16 protein-coding genes are annotated in these 22,460 nt (G+C 44.2%); 7 read left to right on the top strand and 9 right to left on the bottom strand.

Annotated features, from left to right (window positions below; genetic code table 11):
* Window positions 1-81: 81 nt before the first annotated feature.
* The 4 genes from ACQKCG_RS03745 to ACQKCG_RS03760 all read right to left on the bottom strand — a co-directional run bounded on the left by ACQKCG_RS03745 (window position 82) and on the right by ACQKCG_RS03760 (window position 3,309).
* Complete coding sequence (locus tag ACQKCG_RS03745) at window positions 82-849, bottom strand: lysozyme inhibitor LprI family protein (RefSeq protein WP_134292325.1); 768 nt, start codon at window positions 847-849, stop codon at window positions 82-84.
* 129 nt (window positions 850-978) lie between these two features.
* Window positions 979-1,395: a VOC family protein gene (locus tag ACQKCG_RS03750; RefSeq protein WP_193834201.1), complete on the bottom strand. Its 417-nt coding sequence runs from the start codon at window positions 1,393-1,395 to the stop codon at window positions 979-981.
* Window positions 1,396-1,604: 209 nt separating this feature from the next.
* Window positions 1,605-2,609 carry a lipoate--protein ligase gene (locus ACQKCG_RS03755; RefSeq protein ID WP_134292327.1) on the bottom strand — a complete coding sequence of 335 codons (1,005 nt, stop codon included), beginning with the start codon at window positions 2,607-2,609 and terminating at the stop codon, window positions 1,605-1,607.
* A gap of 286 nt (window positions 2,610-2,895) precedes the next feature.
* Window positions 2,896-3,309 carry a hypothetical protein gene (locus tag ACQKCG_RS03760; protein ID WP_102090860.1) on the bottom strand — a complete coding sequence of 138 codons (414 nt, stop codon included), beginning with the start codon at window positions 3,307-3,309 and terminating at the stop codon, window positions 2,896-2,898.
* Window positions 3,310-3,927: 618 nt separating this feature from the next.
* On the opposite strand from ACQKCG_RS03760, the gene ACQKCG_RS03765 reads away from it, so the two are divergent.
* Complete coding sequence (locus ACQKCG_RS03765) at window positions 3,928-4,857, top strand: DMT family transporter (RefSeq protein WP_101205127.1); 930 nt, start codon at window positions 3,928-3,930, stop codon at window positions 4,855-4,857.
* A gap of 241 nt (window positions 4,858-5,098) precedes the next feature.
* Window positions 5,099-6,202 carry an alkene reductase gene (locus ACQKCG_RS03770; protein ID WP_058024390.1) on the top strand — a complete coding sequence of 368 codons (1,104 nt, stop codon included), beginning with the start codon at window positions 5,099-5,101 and terminating at the stop codon, window positions 6,200-6,202.
* A 106-nt stretch (window positions 6,203-6,308) separates the two neighbouring features.
* Here ACQKCG_RS03770 and ACQKCG_RS03775 read toward each other — a convergent pair whose 3' ends face one another.
* Both ACQKCG_RS03775 and ACQKCG_RS03780 read right to left on the bottom strand, forming a co-directional pair.
* Window positions 6,309-7,274, bottom strand: a complete 966-nt coding sequence (locus tag ACQKCG_RS03775; RefSeq protein ID WP_101205126.1) for a pirin family protein — start codon at window positions 7,272-7,274, stop codon at window positions 6,309-6,311.
* Between the two features lie 165 nt (window positions 7,275-7,439).
* Window positions 7,440-8,723 carry an NAD(P)/FAD-dependent oxidoreductase gene (locus ACQKCG_RS03780; protein WP_101205125.1) on the bottom strand — a complete coding sequence of 428 codons (1,284 nt, stop codon included), beginning with the start codon at window positions 8,721-8,723 and terminating at the stop codon, window positions 7,440-7,442.
* Between the two features lie 451 nt (window positions 8,724-9,174).
* Between ACQKCG_RS03780 and acs the strand changes: the two genes are divergently transcribed.
* From acs to pgsA, 3 genes are all read left to right on the top strand, one after another.
* Window positions 9,175-11,136 (top strand): acetate--CoA ligase, encoded by a 1,962-nt coding sequence (acs, locus tag ACQKCG_RS03785; protein ID WP_101205124.1) that lies wholly within the window; start codon window positions 9,175-9,177, stop codon window positions 11,134-11,136.
* 281 nt (window positions 11,137-11,417) lie between these two features.
* Complete coding sequence (locus ACQKCG_RS03790; RefSeq protein ID WP_134292328.1) at window positions 11,418-12,611, top strand: NAD(P)/FAD-dependent oxidoreductase; 1,194 nt, start codon at window positions 11,418-11,420, stop codon at window positions 12,609-12,611.
* Between the two features lie 562 nt (window positions 12,612-13,173).
* Entirely contained in the window at window positions 13,174-13,857 is a 684-nt protein-coding gene (gene pgsA / locus ACQKCG_RS03795) for a CDP-diacylglycerol--glycerol-3-phosphate 3-phosphatidyltransferase (RefSeq protein WP_057758088.1), read from the top strand.
* A 101-nt stretch (window positions 13,858-13,958) separates the two neighbouring features.
* On the opposite strand, the gene ACQKCG_RS03800 is transcribed toward pgsA, so the two are convergent.
* A complete protein-coding gene (locus ACQKCG_RS03800; RefSeq protein ID WP_134292350.1) occupies window positions 13,959-14,453 on the bottom strand; it encodes a pyridoxamine 5'-phosphate oxidase family protein in 495 nt (164 codons plus the stop codon).
* Window positions 14,454-14,935: 482 nt separating this feature from the next.
* Here ACQKCG_RS03800 and purL point away from each other — a divergent pair, with 482 nt between their 5' ends.
* Complete coding sequence (gene purL, locus ACQKCG_RS03805) at window positions 14,936-18,958, top strand: phosphoribosylformylglycinamidine synthase (RefSeq protein ID WP_134292351.1); 4,023 nt, start codon at window positions 14,936-14,938, stop codon at window positions 18,956-18,958.
* A gap of 215 nt (window positions 18,959-19,173) precedes the next feature.
* Entirely contained in the window at window positions 19,174-19,572 is a 399-nt protein-coding gene (locus ACQKCG_RS03810) for an ACT domain-containing protein (protein ID WP_101205120.1), read from the top strand.
* Window positions 19,573-19,847: 275 nt separating this feature from the next.
* Here ACQKCG_RS03810 and tdh read toward each other — a convergent pair whose 3' ends face one another.
* Together tdh and kbl are read right to left on the bottom strand one after the other, a co-directional pair.
* Window positions 19,848-20,873, bottom strand: coding sequence for an L-threonine 3-dehydrogenase (gene tdh, locus ACQKCG_RS03815; RefSeq protein ID WP_101205119.1), 1,026 nt, complete (start codon window positions 20,871-20,873; stop codon window positions 19,848-19,850).
* A 77-nt stretch (window positions 20,874-20,950) separates the two neighbouring features.
* Window positions 20,951-22,141: a glycine C-acetyltransferase gene (kbl, locus tag ACQKCG_RS03820; RefSeq protein WP_101205118.1), complete on the bottom strand. Its 1,191-nt coding sequence runs from the start codon at window positions 22,139-22,141 to the stop codon at window positions 20,951-20,953.
* Between the last annotated feature and the right edge of the window lie 319 nt (window positions 22,142-22,460).

Below are 22,460 nucleotides of genomic sequence, written 5' to 3' on the forward strand. Positions count from 1 at the left end.
TAGAATGAAAGTTTGACTTATTAAATTGGATATTCAGTTCAGCTTATGTTTATTTTGAGAGAATAGAGTGATTTTGTTCACTTATTCACGCTCTAATATAATACCGTCAAAATATCCTCGCATACCACAATGCAGTCTTCTATATTGATCATCCATATCTCTTAATAATAATTGAGTTTGGCCTTTATAAGTTGCTGGATATAAACGCAGCTCAACAGTTTTATTTGGCTGATCATCGTTGATGACCCAATGATTCTGTGACCATACGGCCTTACTCTCTCCTAAATCACAAGTATGAGCATTGGTAAAAATCAAAACGCCCTCGATAATAGAAAGGTAAGGTTTATTAGCGACACTATGAATCGATACCGTGTTTTTCGCCTCTCCTGTATCCTCCCAGCGTTGAGTACCTGAATTGTATATTGAGATTTGAGAGGTTTGAGAAAACTTACCAAAGGCACTTTTTCTCGGTAAATCAGAAGGACTTAACTCATCTGAAAAATTCCAAGCCACACCGTAACTGCTTTGCTCTTCGATATATTCTTTATATTCACGTATCAGACATTCTTCACTTTTACAGGTATTACGCTGAAACGTAAGCCATGTGCGTTGATTAGCAATGAACCTATCTTTAAAAGCTTTGCTGTCTTCATAGTCAGGAGCAGCGCCAAGACTGATTTTATATTTCTTCGCCATTGCGTCATCAAGCTTAGAAAGCTCAGGACTATCACAGACGGTTTTTTCTACCCAGCTAGCAGCTTTGTTGCAGTCAAAACTTGCTGCATTTGCATAAATGGAGAGTAGGCAAGTGCCTAAAATACCGATTGTAGTGATGCATAACTTTTTCATATTACCCTCATTTTTTAGAGCTTGATTGTATTTTAAGAAAGCTACCACTGTGATATATGTGTCATCATCACTTTCTACAAAAAACGAATCAGTCCATCCATCCTAGCCCAACTAGCCAGCCTCATTCATCTACCAACTGCCAATATTCTCCATCGAAATCCAAGGCTCAATAGGCTCTAGGTCTTCGCCACTTTGTAGCAGCTCAATTGAGATATTATTAGGGTCTTTAATAAAAGCCATATGGCCATCTCTAGGCGGTCTTAATATCTTGACCCCTGCCTGTATAAAGGTGTCGCACTGTGCGTATATGTTGTCGACTCTAAAGGCAAAGTGCCCAAAATTATCGCCATTGGTATACTCTTTTTCATCCCAGTTGTGTGTCACCTCAATCTCTGGCGCACCCTCATGCGTTGCTAAAAAATATAAGCTGAATCTGCCTGATTCAGAGTCTCTCTTTCTTAGCAGTTGTAAGCCCATAAGGTCACAATAGAAAAATAACGTTTCTTCTAGTTTGTTGGTTCTAATCATTGCATGTAAGTACTTCATGAAAATACCTTAATATTGATTATTCATAAAAAATGGAGTAATGGCAGGGTGCTTTTTATGCATCATTAATATACAAAATCTAAGATGGCGTACGTGTGATATCAATACCATTAACTATATACAGCGCATTTGTGTCAGTAATTTTTTATCAAGCAGTGTAAGCGGCGCACTCTGCAATACTTGTTATATTAAATCTGACGTCGCAAAATCTAACCTTCCATCTCGCCAACTAACCACTGCTCAAAATCATCCATCTGTGCTGCCAATTCAGGTTGCGCTTTTGCTAGGTCATCGAGTTTATTTTTAATCTCAGGCTTATTATATTTAACGCCAGTCAATGTATTCTTAAGCAGGTCGATAAGCTCAACATTTAGCGCATCAGAGAAGATGACAACTTCGGTAATCATTGCCTGCTTCACATCCATATGCACATCCATCATACCCCAATCAAAGCGTGTCTCGATATGATGAGTAAACTCAGGCGTTTTACCAAAGCGCCAATCCCAGTCTGCCATCTGCTGATAGTAAGCGTTTAGCGTGGGCTGCTTAGCAAGGCTGGCCTCATCTAATTGCTCAACCTGTGCAGTCTCTCCATGATATTCACAGAACGCTTCGATAATCGCATCAGACAAGGTTTCGTGATTGATAGTCTCATTAAAATCTACCAAGTTTGCCACGCGAGCACGCACAGATTTGATGCCTTTTGCTTTCAGCTTTAGCGGATGCGGGTTCAGATAGTCGCCAAGCTTTTGCATATTGGCATTGACCAGCAATGTGCCATGATGAAAGCTGCGATCTGCGGCATGTCTAAATGCGCTGCCCGATATTTTGCGGTCGCCGACCTGCATATCGTTGCGACCAGACAGCGTGGCATCTATACCGAGTTTCTGAAGCGCATTGATGATGACGGTGAAGTTTGCTTCTTGATCGTAAGCATCACTGGGCGATAAAAAAGTAAAATTGGTATTACCCAAATCGTGAAACACGGCGCCGCCGCCGCTCTGACGCCGTGCTAAAAATACATCGTCTGCTTCCATCTTATCGGTTTTGCACTCTACCCATGGATTTTGTGAACGTCCAATAACCACGGTCTCAGAGTTGCGCCATAAGAAAAGCGTGTGCGAGTCGGGATTGAGCGTATTAAATATCCAATCCTCGGTGGCAAGATTAAACCACGGATTGGTCACCGCAGACTTTAAGATGCGCAGTTTCATGTATTTGACTCTTTAATAAACGGGGTTATTGAGCAGGTTTTATAAATAGGTAGCATCATTCTTACCGATGCAGGGTTGTAATTCAATGGCTGTCTAACAGGGAGGTTGATTTTATCAGTGGCTTTGACAGTGGTGAAGACGTTGAGTATATAGAAAAACGGTGAAAAAATTTCATAGAAGAGAGTGCTAAGGTTGATGCTTCAGTTTTAGCGGGCGGTAATAAAAGCCAAGCAAAACGCTCAGCTTTATTACAGTTTAAAACAATAAATTTTGAGAATACTTTGTTCTATTTAGCACAAATCTCCCACTGCGATTTTGTACTAAGATAACATTGCATAACTGCTTTACCAGACTGCGCATAGGCATCACTGACGATACGCTGATTGGTTGGCAGACGATATCTGATGATCGCGGGCTCGTCATTGACGGTCGTCGTCCATCCAGTCACTTCATTACGGTCATTATAGTTTGCACTGGTAGAGGTTGCCATTTTGCCAAATCCTGGCAGGTTGTAGGAGACCTGTCTAAAACTATAACTCATCGCTGCACCCTCAGCGCCCTCATACTGACAGTTTAACTTCTTTTGCAGTTTATCTTGTTTATAAATATAGCAAGTGGTCTCATCTGAGAACTGACCAACCCCGCAAAAACCTGCCGTTGCAACTGACATCATACCGATAAATAACGCTATCCTTTTCATAATCATTCCTCAATAACTTATAAGTCCTACTAATGACGTTTGTCCTCTATTTTTTGTATTGCCAAATACTAACCAATACCTTGTAGATAGTAGGAAATTAGTAAACAAATATCAACTAAAATATTTTAAGTAAAACTTGAATTGATTTATCAGAGCTACTTTTATCATTAGTATTATTAAGAGTAGCTGTTATAGGGTAGTGCTATAAGAAGGGTTTACTATGACCGAGAATCTGTTTTTATAGATATTGAACTGATCGTTTATTTAAGGATGACTTTGGAGTTCTTTAGTATATGAATAGAAAGGCGCTGGGATAGGCTAAAGTATAAAAAATATAGGATCAGCGCTGCTTGCTATATGCTGCTTGCTATATGCTGCTTAATGAAAAGGATTTGTCCAGATTTATAAATTATCAAAAGGTGAAAACCTTAAAACTGTGCTAGGAAAATTAATAAGTGGATAAAAACTCACTATAAATTTTATAAAAAATTACCCATCAAACAATTAAAAAGTTATCATCATGAGTTTTTAATCACATGATAATTTTTACAACGCATCAGATGCTTATGACCGACACGAGTTGGCAAACGCAGTCTAAGCGCTTAATAGGATTACCCAATGACCAACCGTGACCTCATCATCTTTGTGACGCTCTCTTTTATGTGGTCACTATCTTTCGTCTTTTATCGTATTGGTGTCCCTGAGTTTGGCTCATTGGCATTCGCCAGTTTGCGTGTGATATTCGCCGGATTGGTCATGTTGGTCTTTGTATTGCTCAACAAGAAAAACAGAGTAGGCATCAAGGAGCATTGGAAAATGCTGGCGCTCGTTGGCTTGTTTTCGGCAGCGCTACCTTTTGTGTTGTTCTCATTTTCCGCGCAGTCAGTGAACGCAGGCGTGCTAGCCGTGCTAAATGCTTCTGTACCGATGATGAGTGGTTTTATCGCTAGAGTCTTCTTTAAGGATAGGCTATCGAAAAAACAAGCACTTGGTTTGGTGATCGGGGTGATTGGGGTAATCATACTGATGAGCGAAAGCTTATTTGGTGGCGGTGAGCCAGGCAAAGGATTGGTCGAAGGTCTATTGCCGATGGGCTACGCGCTATTAGCTTGTGTAGGTTATGCGCTTGGGGCCAACATCACTAAAAACTATCTGTACGAAGTATCGCCAGTCGCTATCACCGCAGGCTCGCTCATTATCGGTAGTATCATTATGCTGCCTGTAGCCTTTAATGAGTTCCCTTATGGTAAAGATATCAGCATAAAGGCATGGGTTTCGGTGATCTGTATTGGTGTGTTTTCAACCGCCATTGCCCTTATTTTTATGAATCAGTTGATTAAAAATATTGGGCCAACGCGTGCCACGAGTATCACGTTAGTCATTCCAATTTTTGCGATTATTTTGGGCTATCTATTGCTTGGCGAGGCGCTAAATATACAAGCCATCATTGGTTCGATTGTGATATTGATCGGCACGTATTTGTCACTAGAGCTGTCAATTAAGAAAATGCTAAAGCCGAAAGACAAGACTCAGACGAACAGTATTTAAGGCTTAGTAAACAGTCTTCGTAGTAAACGAGTACGAAGATTTGTATAGGTGAATATTGTTGTATCTGTTTGTAAATATTGCTTGGAATAATGAAATCTGTTCCCTATAAAGGTAGGCGCTAAACGTAGATTTACTAATGATATTATAAGTTTTTCTAAACAGCATGCGATAATAATTAGTATGATTGATGGTTGCTATAACTAAAGATCATAGATAGCAACAATAACCAATAGGACAGATTATGGCACACGATATTTTATTTGAGCCTGTAAAAATGGGTACACAAACGCTAAAAAACCGCATTATGATGGCCCCACTGACACGTCTGCGTGCCGTTGAGCCAGGCGATGTCCCTATCACATGGGCAGCAGAGTACTACTCGCAGCGTGCAGGGGCGGGCCTTGTCATCACTGAAGCGACGCAAGTATCGTTTCAAGCAAAAGGCTATGCAGGCGCACCAGGGCTACATACTCAAGATCAAGTCACTGCATGGAAAGCCATCGTTGACAATGTCCACGCCAAAGGTGGCAAGATCGTCGTCCAGCTATGGCACACAGGACTTGTCTCACATGAAAGCGTACAACCTGAACGCCGTGCGCCAATTTCAGCCTCAGATGTCGATGTAGGTATCCGTACCTCATTGCGTGATAGTGACAACCAAGCCATTCGCGCGGATGCCACGCCGCCGCGCCCAGCCAGTCTTGATGAGATTCAGCAAGTGGTTACTGACTTTGCGCATGCAACCAAGTGCGCGCAGGAAGCGGGGTTTGATGGTATTGAGATTCATGGCGCGCATGGTTATTTGCTGCATCAGTTTTGGGCCGAGCATACCAATCAGCGTGACGATGAATACGGTGGCAGCCGCGAAAACCGCGCGCGTCTGACCTTGGACGTGATTGATGCATGTGTGGATGCTTGGGATGCAGATCATATTGGTATTCGTATCTCGCCACTGGGCACATTCAACAATGTTGAGGGAGGCTACGAAGAAGACGATAACATTTGGCTGATTGAGCAAATCAATAAGCGTGGTCTAATGTATTTGCATCTGTCAGAGCCAGACTGGGCAGGTGGTACGCCGTATAGCGATGAGTTCCGTCAGCGTGTCCGTGATGCGTTCGATCAGACCATCATCGCGGCGGGTGGCTACGATGCGGACAAAGCTGAGAAGAACATCAAAGCAGGCTATATCGATGCGGTAGCATTCGGTCGTGATTATATTGCCAACCCTGATCTCGCTGAACGTATTCAAGAGGGCGCACCGCTCAACGAGCAGCATCCAGAGAGCTTCTATGGTGGCAGCACGGTTGGCTACACTGATTATCCGTTTATGAATGAAGTGTAAGCAATTATCCATCCGTCAGTATCACTGAATAGGCAGACAAACGCGTTATAAAAAAGCCCTTTGACTATCGATAGTTAGAGGGCTTTTTTTTACGCATTTATTTTGATTAATATCCAAAATTGCCTGTTTGATAATCACGGAAGGTTTGACGCAGTTCTTCTTGGGTGTTCATGACAAAAGGACCATGACCTGCGATAGGTTCACCGATTGGCTCACCGCTTAGCAGTAGCAATTTGATAGGTGTGTCTTCATCGGTAGTTGCAGGGTAGGTCAATTCGATAGTATCAGTAGCAGGTAATGATGAATGTTCAGATTGAGTGCCTACATGATTTCGAATAGGCGCTGAAAATTCAATTAGGCTGCCTGCGCTGACGGCTGTACCGTTGACCAATATTTGACCTTCTTGTACCAGGAGTAGGGTATTGTGCGTTTTCGGTACTTGTAGCGAGGTTGTACCTGCTGTATGTAGCTCAATATCCCAGAGATTGATCTGGGTAAATGTCGTTGCTGCTCCCGCTATCCCATGCCAGTCACCGGCAATAATGGCAGCTTGGCCAATGACAGTTTGCTCGTCGCCATTGTCTATCAGATCAACGATAGGCATATCAGCACGTTTGATAGATTGGTATTTTGGGTCGGTCAGTTTATGGGCGCTTGGCAAGTTGACCCATAACTGCACCATACTAAATATACCACCACGCTGACCGAATGCTTCAGAGTGGAACTCTTCGTGCAGAATGCCGCGACCAGCAGTCATCCACTGTACATCACCTTCTAAAATATCACCGCGCCCACCTGTTGAGTCTGCATGGCTAATCTCACCTGAATAAGCGATGGTTACGGTCTCAAAACCTTTGTGTGGGTGCAGTCCAACACCATGTGGTTGCAGCTTATAATCAGGATTGGGTGAAAAAGTCGTAGGCTTACCGTAGTCAAATAATAAAAAAGGATCAGTATGGCTATAATTAAGGTCTGGATTATCATCTAGATGACTGATCAGAGTTTTTACAAAAAAGCCGTCACCTACCCAGTGCGACTCTTTTTCACCGTGAATGTGTTTAATTGAACGCATGGGTCACCTCATTAGTCTAATTAGAATTACTATCAATAGAAAAGATATTGTTAAGTAATACTACTATGAATATAAGAGTAGATTGTATGAGTTTTTATTACTATTTCATTCCTATTGCTGTCGGCAGCGATTAAGCAAACGTTAAAAACTTATAAGTGTCCATGATTAGACGATCTCACCACTCACAAAACCACTGGCCCATGCCCACTGAAAATTATAACCACCAAGCCAGCCGGTCACATCAAGCACTTCACCGATAAAGTACAAGCCATTTTGCAAGTTGCTTTGCATCGTTTTGGAGGATACTTCATCGGTTGTGACGCCGCCGCGTGTGACCTCAGCGGTACGATAGCCTTCTGTACCAGAGGGCTTGAGCTGCCAGCCATTGAGCGTAGCCCCAAGTTCTGTAAGGCGTTCGTCTTTGATATTGGCAAGTTCTGTATCTTTGATGTCTTCCCACAGATGCGTCTGTAACGCCGCCAATAACTTCTTGGGTAGCGCATTGTCCGTGTTTTCTGCCAATACGGTACGAATAAGCTGGCGCGGGTGTGATTTTTTGCGAGCAAGTAAAAGCTCAGTGACGTCTATTTCAGGCAACAAATTGATACTGATGGTTTCCCCAGTCTGCCAATAGTTGGAGAGCTGTAACATGGCAGGGCCCGAAAGACCGCGATGGGTAAATAGGACGGGCAATTTAAAAGAGATACGCTCATTACTGGCAATAACTGGCAAACTGATACCAGCCAAAGCACGGATAAGCTCGCCTGTTTTGTCAGTGAAGGTAAAGGGTACAAGGCTAGCGTCAGTTGGCACAAGAGTATGCCCGAACTGCTGCGCCAACTCATAGCCGATACCACTTGCTCCCATGGTCGGGATAGATAGTCCACCAGTGGCGATGACTAAAGACTCACAGCTATAGCCTGTTTGCGAAGATTGAGTGCCGTTCGCAATGTCTTTTTTACCAAGCTTTTTACTCGTCGTTAGATAAAAGCGCTCACCGTTATCATGAGCAGCAGTTTTAACGTGATCAATCTGAGCATTAAGCTTTACTTGTACGCCTACAGCCGTGCATTCATCTAGGAGCATAGACAAGATATCTTGTGCCGAGTCGTCACAGAACAGCTGACCGTGTTCGCGTTCATGGTAGGCAATCTTATGCGACTCTACCATGCCGATAAACTCCCAACTTGGGTAACGACTTAGCGCTGATTTGCAGAAGTGGGGATTGGCACCAATAAAGTGCTCAGGCTCTACAAAGTAATTGGTGAAGTTGCAGCGACCACCACCTGACATCAAAATCTTTTTACCAGCTTTATTGGCATGATCCAAAACCAATACGCGGCGACCGCGCCGTCCGGCAGTCAGTGCACAGTACAACCCTGAAGCGCCAGCACCAATAATAACGACATCATAGTGAGTATGGTTTTGTGCATTGCGTTGATTAGTCATTGCGGTCTCGTAAAACGATGGGGTGAAAAAAGTATAACCAGGCCAAGCATTGTTTTTATTAAAAACGCGGCTGACATTTTGTTAAATGAAGCAGTATGTTTAGTGTAGCTATTGTCCATATTTCACTAAAGGTTACAAGGATTAAATGCCCTAAGCCATACGCTGTTACCGTGTGATCACAACCAGCTGTCATTTTAGTACTATCGTTATGATAGCTGCCCCTATAAATAGCATTATACGTACCAGTATAAGTACTAATATAATTATCTAAACATACAGATGTACAGTGAAATTGTTATGTTTGGCTTTTGATGTCTTGCAACCGTCACGCTTATTTGTCAAACTAACGATGAGTGTCACACATTATGGAAGATGACTCTTATCGCTTACATGGGGCGCGTCATAGACGTTTATCCGTGTAGGTCATAATAATTAAAAGGGACCCAACACTATGACTCAGAAATCATTTCCTATCTCAGCCGAGTTTATGGCTGCTGCTAATACCACACCTGATAAGTACCTTACAGATTACCAGCAATCTATCGAATCAGCCGAAGCAATTGATGCTTTTTGGGCGAAGCGTGCTGAGCTAATCGACTGGATAAAAAAACCGACTAAGGTCAGTAACGTCAATTATGACTTAGATGATTTTCACATCAAATGGTTTGAAGATGGTGAGCTAAATATCTCAGTCAACTGTCTCGATCGTCACCTCGAAGAAAACCCATATAAGCCCGCTATTATCTGGGAAGGTGATCACCCTTCATTGCACAAAATTATTTCTTTTAAAGAATTGCACGAAGCTGTCTGCCGCTTAGGTAATTCATTGCGCAAGCTTGGCGTTGTAAAAGGTGACCGCGTAACGCTATATATGCCGATGATACCGGAAGCCATGGTAGCGATGCTGGCATGTACGCGTATCGGTGCGGTACATTCAGTGGTGTTTGGTGGTTTTTCTGCCGAGAGTTTGGGTAATCGCTTGATAGACAGTCGCTCAAAAGTTGTTATTACCGCTGACGAAGGTTTACGCGGCGGTAAGCACACACCGCTTAAAGCCAATGTCGATCACGCACTCGACATGGATGGCACTGAGAGTGTCGAAAAAGTCATCGTCGTTCATCGTACGGGTAACTCTATACCGATGAGTGGCCGCCGTGATGTGTGGTATCACAACTTGGTCGATGGTCAATCAGAGATCTGCGAGCCTGAAGTCATGAACGCCGAAGACCCGCTGTTCTTATTATATACCTCTGGTTCGACAGGTAAGCCAAAAGGTGTAGTGCACACTACAGGTGGCTATATCACCTATGCTATCTCAACGTTCCGTGATGTGTTTGATATTAAAGAAGATGACGTCTACTGGTGTACAGCAGATGTGGGCTGGATTACTGGCCACACGTATTCAACCTATGCACCACTGGCCAATGGCACGACGACGGTAATGTTCGAAGGTGTGCCAGAGCATCCAACATGGGCACGTATCGGTCATATTATCGATAAGCATGACGTGACTATTTTATATACTGCACCGACAGCCATTCGCGCGATGATGAAAGAGGGCGATGCCTTTGTTCGAGAGTCGGATCGTTCTAGTTTGCGTCTGCTAGGGTCAGTCGGTGAGCCGATCAACCCAGAAGCATGGGACTGGTACTACAATGTCGTCGGTGATGGTAAATGTCCTATCGTCGATACATGGTGGCAGACCGAGACTGGTGGTATCTTAATGGCGCCAATACCAGGCACGGTCGATCTCAAACCGGGCGCGGCCATGACACCGCTATATGGGGTAAAACCAGAAGTCGTCGATAGTGATGGTGCGATTTTAGAAGGCCCTGCAGAAGGCAATTTGGTGATTAGTAGCGGCTGGCCAGGGCAGATGCGTACTATCTACAATGACCATCCACGTTTCTTAAAGACCTACTTTAGCGATTATCCGGGTCATTATTTCACGGGTGATGGCGCTCAACGTGATGAAGATGGGCATTACTGGATTACTGGTCGTGTCGACGATGTACTCAACGTGGCAGGGCATCGCTTGGGCACAGCAGAGATTGAAAGCGCTGTGGTTGCGCACCCTGCAACTGCTGAAGCTGCGATTGTCGGTATGCCGCATGAGATACGCGGTACAGGTATTTGTGCATTTATCATTCTAAAGTCAGGTGAAGAAAAAACCGACGATCTAAAAGCAGAATTAAAACGCCATGTGCGTGCCGAGATTGGACCAATTGCGACGTTAGATGCCATCTATATGGTTGATGCACTACCAAAAACGCGCTCAGGAAAAATCATGCGCCGTATCTTGCGTAACCTTGCAGCAGGGCAATATGTGGGACTGGGCGATCTATCTACGCTTGCCGATAGCTCGGTAATTAATGACTTGGTTGAAGAAGTAAAAGCGGGTCGTGGAGAGTAAGTCAGTCTGCTAACGACCCTGTATTGTTAAGGATAGTTATTCAGTACTAGCCATTAATATTCATATATCGAAGTTAAATAAAAGCCATGTTATCGAGAATAGCATGGCTTTTTTACGTAGACGATATTGATATTGGCTCATTTTGAAGGTTCAATAATGCTAACAAGACAACATCGTTACCATTTTAATTGAGGATTAATTGACGAGCCACTCGGTACTTACTAGGCTAGCTAATTAATATAGTAGCGACTCATAAATACTTTATAAGGTCTACTGTCATCATGACTGATCATGCTTCGTGCTCAACTATCCTATCTGCCCCAAAAATTGCCATCATCGGTGGAGGCTTAACGGGTTTGCTTACCGCAACACTATTAGAGCGCGCGTCAAACCAATCAAGCTCGTCATCTAACACCCCGCAAATCACTATCTTCGAAAAATCACGTAGTGTGGGCCGTTTAGCGACCCGCTATCGCAGCGATAGTGAGACTGGTAAGAACTGGCAATGGTCGTTCGGTGCGCAATTTTTTACTGCGAAAACTGCTGACTTTCAACAGTTTATCGCGCCTTGGTTAGATACAGGGTTGCTACAGCCGTGGTGTGCCGAAGTGGTTGAATTAACGCCAGCAAGTGACAATGGGCAACCGCCTAATATCCAAAGCAAAGAACAATGGGACGCGGTGCATGCACGCTATATCAGCACACCGAAAATGACCAGTTGGGGCCGTGAATTGGCTGCCGCGCTTAAGCATACGACCATAGTATTTAAGACCCGTGTCGCACCGCTCGCTCAGTATTTACAGTATCAAAATCAGCAGCAGTCTCAGCACCAAACTTTTAATCAAAACAGCAAGCAAACTGAGCTATTCGACGAAACTGGAGCCAGTCTCGGTTGGTTTGATTGGGTGATCTGCACAGCGCCAAATGGTCAGGCGGTAGAGCTGATGGCAGATAGCGGCTTTAGTCAACAAGACAAAATTACTAAACCGCAAATGCAAGCCTGCTATACGCTGATGCTTGGTTGGGATGATGTACAAAAGTTACCTGAAACATTAAAGGGTCAGCTAACACCGCAATGGGATGTCGCTTATTTAAATAGCGCTATTCTCGATAGGGTATTTATTGAACATCAAAAACCGGCTCATGATGAGCTACTACCAAGTGTCACCATTCATGCACGTAATGACTGGTCAGAAGCCCACGTCGATGATGGTATGGAGTCAGTCGAAAAACAATTATTACAGGCGGCAAAACAAGCATTAAATTGGAATGAAGACAGCGCACCTAGCCAAACAGATTGTCATCGTTGGCTCTATGCAGCTACTATTGTAAATAAGGATGCTGAAGAGCTAGGCATATTAATCGATGCAACCAAGCAATGGATCGTCAGTGGTGACTGGTGTGCAAAAGGTAATATAGAAAGCTGCTATCGAATGGCGCAGCAAACTGTTAAAGCAATCATGCAAACGCAGTAAGCGGAATATCCATGCTCATTATTTTGCATCGTTTAACGATATCTGGGTTTAGCAAAACGTAAGCAAAAAAAGGCCCACAGAGGAGGTGCTGTGGGCTGAGGAAAGCGGGTCATGTATTAGCTACACAGGCCGTGGTCAAGAGTTGTTGTAATTATTGGTGCTCTCTACTGTTATTTATAAGGGTAATAATTATCAATACAATAGGTGGAAATATTTAACTATTAACATTTACTGATTTAAGTGTACAAGTGTTCTGGTACAGTCGCTATGATAGCGCAATTGATTACTGTCTGGCGGTTTTGGTTACAGTATATTACGTTGTAAAAGTCCAAAAGACGCCAAGACTGGTATGAAGCACTGTTATTTAGAGTAAGTAGCGGAGCTTTATGATGAAATCATTAATAAAGGCTGCCAATAATTTCAATAGCTTATGTCGATAATAGGGCGTCTAGTCGATCTTGATACCTTTGATAACTCAATCGCTGCAGAGATGGCATGACGCCTTGTCCGAAAAATGCTAAGCTATCTGCCATTATTATGTTCATATTAAACTGGGTTTGCCATGACTGACAGCACGCATTTGCATACGCAGGAAGAACCGCCAAGTTCGCAAAATACCAAGAGTATTTTCAACTTGCCTAATAACCTTACGATTGCGCGTATCTTGATGATTCCGCTATTTGTCGCGATTGCTTATTGGCCGCCAGCCATGGGTATTGGTATGCCTGCGATTTCAGACAATGTCATTGCGCGCGTTGGGATGAGCGAGTTTAGTGATAGTTTGTTGCGCCATTTATTATTGACTGGCGTCTTTATTATTGCCGCAATTACCGATTGGCTCGATGGCTATTTTGCTCGTAAACTAAATGTCATGTCAGCCTTTGGTCGCTTTTTGGACCCTGTTGCTGATAAGTTGATGGTAGCTGTAGCGCTCATTGTCCTTGTACAGTGGCATCCTAATATCATTATGGCGATAGCGGCTATCGTCATTATCTCGCGTGAAATCGCAGTATCAGCATTACGCGAATGGATGGCAGAGTTGGGCAAAAGCACTAGCGTCGCAGTATCTTATGTTGGCAAACTAAAAACCACGTTCCAGATGGTAGCAATTACCGTACTACTGCTTAATTGGCAGTCGCTTGAAACCATCGGTTATGTATTAATGGTCGCCGCTGTAATACTTACCCTATGGTCGATGATGATTTATCTAAAAGCTGCTTGGCCTTATTTAAAGCAAAGCGGATAATTCCATAAAACGAAAATAATCAGCTCAAAACTTAGACAATAAAAAACGCCAGTCGCATTAGCCACTGGCGTTTTTTTTCTACTATTTATGGATTAGATAACTTATAACGTCACAGAGTTATTTTCACCTAAATTGGTTGCTTTCTTGCCGTCCATTACTGCAGCAGTAGTCATCTTAAACATATTAATTACTGAGCTACCGCTTAACCAGTACTCGGCACCATGTGGGACGACTTTGATTAATTGCACATTTGGATCTTCTTTACCTTGCTCATAAAACGCATTGTAAATTGGCGACCATAGTTCATCTAACTTTTCTTGGTCTTCTACCAATTCTGCTTTACCGTTAATTGAGACATAATCTTTTGAGTCTTGACTGACATAGGCCAAGTTTACTTGTGGGTCTTTTTCGATATCTTTGATGGTTTCGGTAGTCTTATCGCCAATTAACCAAATTTCTTTTGCGCCAATGCTTGTCTCGCTAGTGGTCATTGGGCAGGCATGTAAATGGCCTTCGTGAGTACGAGTGGTCATCATAGCAAATTTCACTTCTTTTACCAGTTCTTGTACTTTATCGATATGATCTTGTCTATTCATAATAAATTTCCTTTTTTATAGTGTTTTAATTGGGCTTATATAGCGTTGTTTTAATTAGCCGAATTGAACAGTTGATTATTTATAGTAATTTTTCTTTAGGCTAGATATGTCTAACCATCGAATAAATCAAAAAGTTAAACGCCATCGTCGCCTTAACAACTGAGACTAGAATACAGAGTTGTGACCCTACATTTATATAGGTTCCCAGTAATGCGATGTGAGTGTTTGTAAGGAATATGAAGGTTAGGTAAAAATTGTGACAGCGTAGATTTGAGCGTTCTATTTTTCGATAGACAATTAAAAAACGACTTAAAAAGATACTTTTTTGAATTATCGATTCGCAAATAGTAAGTCGCGATAGAATGCAACTTATCGGCAATTTATCTTGGTTTAGACCTGCTTATTACAGGTCTTCTTGTTATAATACCCAGACCATTTACTTAGCATGGCAGAGATGCCTTGATCTTACGGATTATGCCTTTATGATGACCATCGCCGGACAACCGTTTCTTACCGATTTTCAGACGCAGCAACTCATCAGTCAGTTTCAGCAAAAAACCGAGCTAAATGTCAGTCAAATAAGTACTCAGCAAGTGTATGTGCTATCACGAGAGCTATCTGGTGATGAACATAAAAAAGCGCTAGATTTACTGGCAGTTGACCAGTCAGCAACGCTAAATGCGCCGCAAGACAACCAACTACAAGTCATCGTTGGGCCACGTTTTGGTACGATATCGCCATGGGCAAGTAAAGCGACAGATATCTTTAATAACTGTGAAATCGAGATCAATCGTGTTGAGCGTGTCGTCGTCTATACGTTAACCCTCGATGAAAAAATAGACGGTGACGCAGGCGAAAAACTACCAGTAGACGCCGAGCAGTTATTGTTTGACCGTATGACTCAGAGCTTGGTCTATGACTTGAGCGATGTCAGCAAATTGTTTGATGATCAAGCGCCAGCACCACTGAACCATATAGATGTAATAGGACAAGGTCAGGCAGCGCTAGAGTCTGCCAATACAGAGTTCGGCTTTGCGTTATCAAGTGAAGATATTGATTATTTAATGAACGCCTATGTCAATGAGTTGAAACGCAACCCAACGGACGTTGAGCTGATGATGTTTGCACAGGCCAACTCAGAGCATTGCCGTCATAAGATCTTCAATGCCCAATGGACAGTCGATGGTGAAGTGCAGACAAAATCACTGTTTCAAATGATTAAAAACACGTACCAGTCGAACCCACAAGGTATCTTGTCAGCGTATAAAGACAACGCTGCTGTGATGGCAGGGTCTGATGGCATGCGTTTTTATCCTATCCCAACCGACGCGATGGATGCCAACTCAATCCATCCTTACGACTTTCATCAAGAGAACATCGATATCTTAATGAAAGTTGAGACGCATAACCATCCAACGGCAATTGCCCCGTATTCGGGTGCGGCAACAGGTGCTGGCGGTGAGATTCGTGACGAAGGCGCAACTGGTCGCGGCGGCAAGCCAAAAGCGGGTCTAACAGGGTTCCATGTGTCACATTTGCATATCCCAGAGCTTAGCGAAAAGTGGGAGCAGTCAGGTCAATTGAGCACACAGGATTATGGCACGCCAGATCGTATGGCAACCAGCCTTGAGATCATGACCGAAGCGCCACTAGGCAGTGCCAATTTTTCAAACGAATTTGGTCGTCCAAATCTGTGCGGTTACTTCCGTAGTTTTCAGCTAGATACCTCTGTGGCAAAAGACGGTAGCGAGATGCGCGGCTATCACAAGCCAATCATGTTGGCAGGTGGTTACGGCAATATCAAACGCAACCTGATTGAAAAAAATGCAATCAAAAAAGGTGATTTGCTCATCGTCCTTGGTGGCCCTGCGATGCAAATCGGTCTGGGCGGCGGTGCCGCATCGTCGGTCGATAGTGGTGACCTTGATGAAGGTTTGGATTTTGCCTCAGTTCAGCGCGATAACGCTGAGATGGAGCGTCGTTGCCAAGAAGTCCTTGATCGCTGTTGGGCACTAGCGGGTGATGATGTCGATGTAAGCAATAACAGTAAAGACGGCAACCCAATTGTCTCACTACATGATGTTGGGGCAGGTGGTCTGTCTAACGCGATGCCAGAACTGGTCAATGACCATGAAATGGGCGCGCATCTAAACTTGCGTAAGATTCCATCATTAGAAGCTGGCATGTCGCCAATGGCCATCTGGTCAAACGAAGCGCAAGAGCGTTATGTCCTCGCGATTCGCCCAGAGAGCAAAGATCAGTTCGATGCCATCTGTGCCCGTGAGCGCTGCCCGTATGCCATCTTGGGCGAGGCGATGGATATCCGTCAGCTAATCGTTGATGATGAGCTATTAACTGAGCAACCAGTCGATATGCCGATGCAAGTACTGCTCGGCGGTACACCGAAAATGCAACGCAGCTTTGAGCGTACCGAGAGCACGTTACCAGCATTAGAGCTTGGTGATGTGAATCTAGCTGAGTCAATCACCGATGTATTGCGTCACCCAACTGTCGCTAGCAAATCATTCTTGATTAGCATTGGTGATCGTTCTATCACTGGTATGGTCGTGCGTGATCAGTATGTGGGTCGCTATCAAGTGCCTGTATCAGATTGTGCGGTGACCGCTTCTGGCTTGGTGGCGCTAGATGGTCAGCCAATGACTGGCGAAGCCATGAGTGTCGGCGAGCGTACGCCTGTTGCGCTTATCAGTCCAAAAGCTTCTGCGCGTCTAGCAGTCGGTGAAGCAATTACTAACATCGCTGGTGTGCGTATCGCTCAATTGTCTGATATCACCATGTCGGCGAACTGGATGGCTGCGTGTGGTGATGACGTAGAAGATGCTGCATTGTTCGACGCGGTACATGCCGTCGGTGAAGAGCTTTGCCCAGCACTGGGTATCGCTATCCCAGTTGGTAAAGACTCGCTATCGATGCGTGCTAACTGGACTGATAACGAGAGTGGTGAAAATCAAGATAAGTCCGTTGTGTCGCCAATGAGCTTGGTCGTGACGGCATTTGCCCCTGTCGTTGACGTCGCAAAAACGCTAACCCCTGAGCTGATCAATGGCGACAGCGCGTTCTACCGTATTGACTTGTCTAAAGGCAAGCTACGTCTAGGCGGTTCAATTCTTGCGCAAACGCTGAGCCAATTGGGTAATGAGTGCCCAGATTTAGCGCAGCCAAGCGATTTGGTCGACTTCTTTAACTTTATCCAAGCAGGCAATGAGCAAGGCGTCATCAGCGCCTATCACGATATCGGTGATGGTGGTCTACTAGCGACCATCGCTGAGATGCAGTTCACCAGCCGTCAAGGTATCAAGCTGTCATTGACCGATGATAACTTACTCGGTCAGCTGTTCAGTGAAGAGCTGGGTGCCGTCATCCAAGTATTACCAGAAAACGTCGCTGCTCTCATGCAATTGGCAGAAGAGTTTAACGTTGCTGATATGCTCAGCCTCGTGGGTCAAAGCTCGGAAGAAGATAGCCTACTTATCCAAACGCCAACGCTCATGGGTGCCGACACTTTACGCTTTAGCCGTACCGAATTACAGCAAGCGTGGACTCAGGTCAGCTATCAAATCGCGCGCCGCCGTGACAATCCAGCGTGCGTACAGCAAGAGTATGACTTGATTGCTGATGCGAGCCATAAAGGTCTGATCGCTGCGCCAAACTTTGATCTCAATCAAAAGGTTGAAGAGCCGTATGTAAACAGTCGCGCTGATTCTGATAACAGCAGACCAAGAGTCGCTATCTTGCGTGAGCAAGGCGTCAATGGTCAGACAGAGATGGCAGCAGGCTTTACCCAAGCTGGCTTTGAAGCTGTCGATGTACACATGAGTGATCTACTCAGTGGCCGTATCAATCTACGTGATTTTGACGGACTGGTCGCTTGTGGTGGCTTTAGTTATGGTGATGTACTGGGCGCAGGCTCTGGCTGGGCGAACTCCATCTTGTTCCATGACGAGCTACGCATGCAGTTTGTCCGCTTCTTCGCCCGTCCAGATACCTTCTCACTAGGTGTTTGTAACGGTTGTCAGATGATGGCTCAGTTAAAAGACCTTATCCCAGGTGCAGAAAACTTCCCACGTTTCGTCGCGAACAAATCAGCTCGATTTGAAGCGCGTACGGTCAACGTAAAAGTCGAGCGTACCAAGTCGATCCTGTTCAAAGGCATGCAAGACAGTATCTTGCCAATCGCTGTGGCGCATGGTGAAGGTTATGCCACGCTAGACAACAACGAAATCGACGGTATGGCAAAACACGGTCAGCTGGCGATGCGTTATGTCGACAGCCAAGGTCATCCAACTGAGACGTATCCGCTCAATCCAAATGGTTCGCTCGGCGGTGTCACGGGTCTATGTAGCACTGATGGTCGCGTCACTATCATGATGCCGCATCCTGAGCGTAACCTAAAAGCTTATAACCACAGCTGGAAACCAGAAGAGTGGGACGAAGACGGCGCGTGGATGCGTATGTTCCGCAACGCTCGTGCTTGGTTGCGCTAGTCGCTACTCAGACCTCTAGTAATTGCTTATAGTTTGAGATAGCTGTTGTTTAAAATAAAAGGTGGGCTTAGGCTCACCTTTTTTGTGTTTAAGATTTGAGTGTTTGGAAATAAAGGCTAGCGTTTATATCGTGTTTTCACGGGTACAAGTAATGACACCCATGCTAAAATTCCAGTCAATAAAGATTAGCATTAAGCAAAATAAGTAAGAATAAAATGTCAGGAATTACAGATATCAATGAGCTATTGAGTTCGATGCAGCCAGCACTGGTTGATGAATTATTCGTGTTTTGTACCGTAAAAGGTCAATTGGCTGAATACGTAAACCTAGCGCCAATAGCGACGTTTATAGAGTCAGAAGGGCTGACTCTGGTGTTAACAAAAGACAAAGCTGACGAAGCAGGTTTACAGTATGAAGGCGTGTTTCAGCAAATCACTCTGACGGTGCATTCAAGCCTAGAAGCGGTAGGTCTAACCGCAGCAATAGCAACCAAACTGACCTCAAAAGGTATCAGTGCCAATGTGATCGCTGCCTATTATCATGACCATATATTTGTGTCGGATGATAAGGCGGAGCAGGCGATATCTGCGTTAAAAGAGCTGAGTAAGATATAACGTTTTTAAAAATGATCAGGTAAATAGTAAAAGAGAAGGTATGAGACAATACATAGCTTTCGTAACTGAAATAGTTAAGAAATCCCTCTAAAAATGAAAGCTAATATGTTTTTACCGAACTATGTATATTTCAAAATTTTTTAGCCTCAGCAATCAACTCATGAATCTTATCACTTTCTAATACCCAAAAAAAACGGCACTGAAATCAGCGCCGTTTTATAAGTCGTGATAATTTAAAGGCTAACCACAACTCCTTAAATGCTGAATCACAAACATCAATCCCAGCTTAAAATTACCTTACCGCATTGCCCGCTTTCCATGATATCAAAGCCTTCTTGAAAATCATCAATATGCATGCGATGGGTAATGATAGGTGACAAATCAATACCGCTGATCAGCATTTGCTCCATCTGATACCACGTCTCCCACATCTCACGCCCATAAATGCCTTTTAGGGTTAACGCCTTAAAGATAATCTTGCTCCAATCCACCGTGGTGGTGTTAGGTAAAATACCCAAGAGCGCAATTTTAGAGCCGTTATACATATTGCTAATCATCGAATCAAAGGCCTGAGGCGAGCCTGACATCTCAAGCCCAATATCAAAGCCGTGCATTTTTAACTCAGCAATGGCACCTTTGATGGTTTCACCTTTGGCTGGGTTGATGGTCATCGTCGCGCCCATTTTTTTGGCAAGCTCTAGGCGATAATCACTGATATCACTGACCACGATATTACGTGCTCCGGCAAATCGGCAAATCGCTGTTGCCATAGAACCAATCAGTCCTGCACCCGTGATTAGCACATCCTCACCAAGCACAGGAAATGAAAGGGCAGTATGAGTGGCGTTGCCAAAGGGATCCATAATGGCGGCCATCTCATCGCTGATACGCTCATCGAGTTTGATGACATTATCGGCAGGTATCACCAAATATTCGGCAAACGCGCCATCGCGATTTACGCCCACGCCTATAGTATTCTCGCACACATGGAGCTTGCCACGGCGGCAGTTGCGACAATGCCCACAAGCGATATGTCCTTCGCCAGTGACTCGGTCGCCCACTTCAAAGTGCTTTACACCATCGCCCATTTCGCTAATGATACCGACGTATTCGTGCCCGATGATCATCGGCGTCTTGATGGTTCTTTCTGACCACTCATCCCACTTATAAATGTGCAAGTCTGTACCACAAATGGCGGTTTTTTTAATTTTTATTTTAACGTCATTGATGCCAACCGTAGGTTCTGGCATGTCTTGCATCCAAATGCCTTTTTTGGCATGGGCTTTAACCAGTGCTTTCATACTTTTCTCTTATTTAACGGTGTTGTACTTAATGGTTGAATCTAGCGAGTGAATACCGAACAAATACCGAATGACGCTTAATCAATCACTTTCATTTGCTTGGCGACTTTGATAAAGGCGGCGATACACTGGTCGAGCTGCTCGCGAGTATGGGCGGCAGAGAGCTGGACACGAATGCGAGCCTCGTCTTTGGGTACGACAGGGTAAAAGAAGCCAATCACATAAATGCCCTCGCTAAGCAGTTCATCTGCCATTTGCTGGGAGACATTGGCGTCATAGAGCATCACAGCACAAATGGCCGATTCGGTAGGTTTGATATCGAAGCCTGCATCTTGCATTTGCTTCACAAAATAGGCGGTATTTTCATGCAATTTATCTTGTAGAGTATTATCTTGCGAGAGCATTTCAAACGCTTTTACCCCAGCGGCAGCCACCATAGGAGGAATAGAATTTGAAAACAGATATGGGCGTGAGCGTTGACGCAGCATCTCAACGATTTCTTTTTTACCTGTGGTAAAGCCGCCAATAGCACCACCAAATGCCTTGCCCAAAGTGCCAGTGATCAGCTCAATATCACCACGCAGATTAAACAATTCAGTCACGCCGCCACCAGTGCGACCGACCACGCCTGCTGAATGCGACTCGTCAATCATGACCATGGCATCGTATTTTTGTGCCAACGCATAAATCTCATCCATTGGCGCCACGTTACCATCCATCGAAAACACACCATCGGTGACAATCAAACGAAAACGTTGTGCTTGCGCCGCTTGCAATTGCGTCTCTAAATCTTGCATATCTGCATTGGCATAGCGATAACGTGCGGCTTTACACAGGCGTACACCATCGATGATTGAAGCATGATTTAACGAATCAGAAATAATGGCATCCTCAGCAGTTAGCAGTGGTTCAAAGGCACCGCCATTGGCATCGAAACAGGCCGCATAAAGAATCGTATCTTCGGTATTAAAAAACTTAGAGATCGCTGCTTCTAATTGCTTATGCAGATCTTGCGTACCACAGATAAAACGCACCGATGACATGCCATAACCTGAGTTTTCAATGGCCCCAATAGCCGCCTTTTTAATCTCAGGATGGTCAGACAGTCCAAGGTAATTATTGGCACAGAAGTTAAGCATCTCACGGCCATCGGCGATCTTGATGAGCGCATCTTGCGGAGAGGTAATAACGCGCTCGTTTTTATACAGCCCTGCCTCGCGTATATCGCTGACTTCTTGCTGTAGGTGTTTTTGAAAGTCTTGATACATAAATATTCCTTTTTTAGTATTATTGGTGTTTGTTTGATAATAAAGATATTGGTAATAGAGCTAGGATATCGAATCTGCGCAGCATCTTAGCCATCATTAAAATCAACGATAAAACCAAAGATGCGGGAAGCCAATGAGATGGTGCGAGCAGTGATACTATCTATAACCTTGTGAGCGGTGATTTTATCATTAGCCTATCGCAATAAATAGCCTAAATAGTCGGTAGATAGGCCTTCTTTTATAAAGTGATATAGTGCTGTTTAGTTGTAGTGTTGATCTCATAGCGGCTTAGCTATGTCTCAAAACATAAGACATCAAC

Origin of the sequence: Psychrobacter sp. NPDC078929 (assembly GCF_050267985.1) — a bacterium.
GTDB lineage: Bacteria > Pseudomonadota > Gammaproteobacteria > Pseudomonadales > Moraxellaceae > Psychrobacter.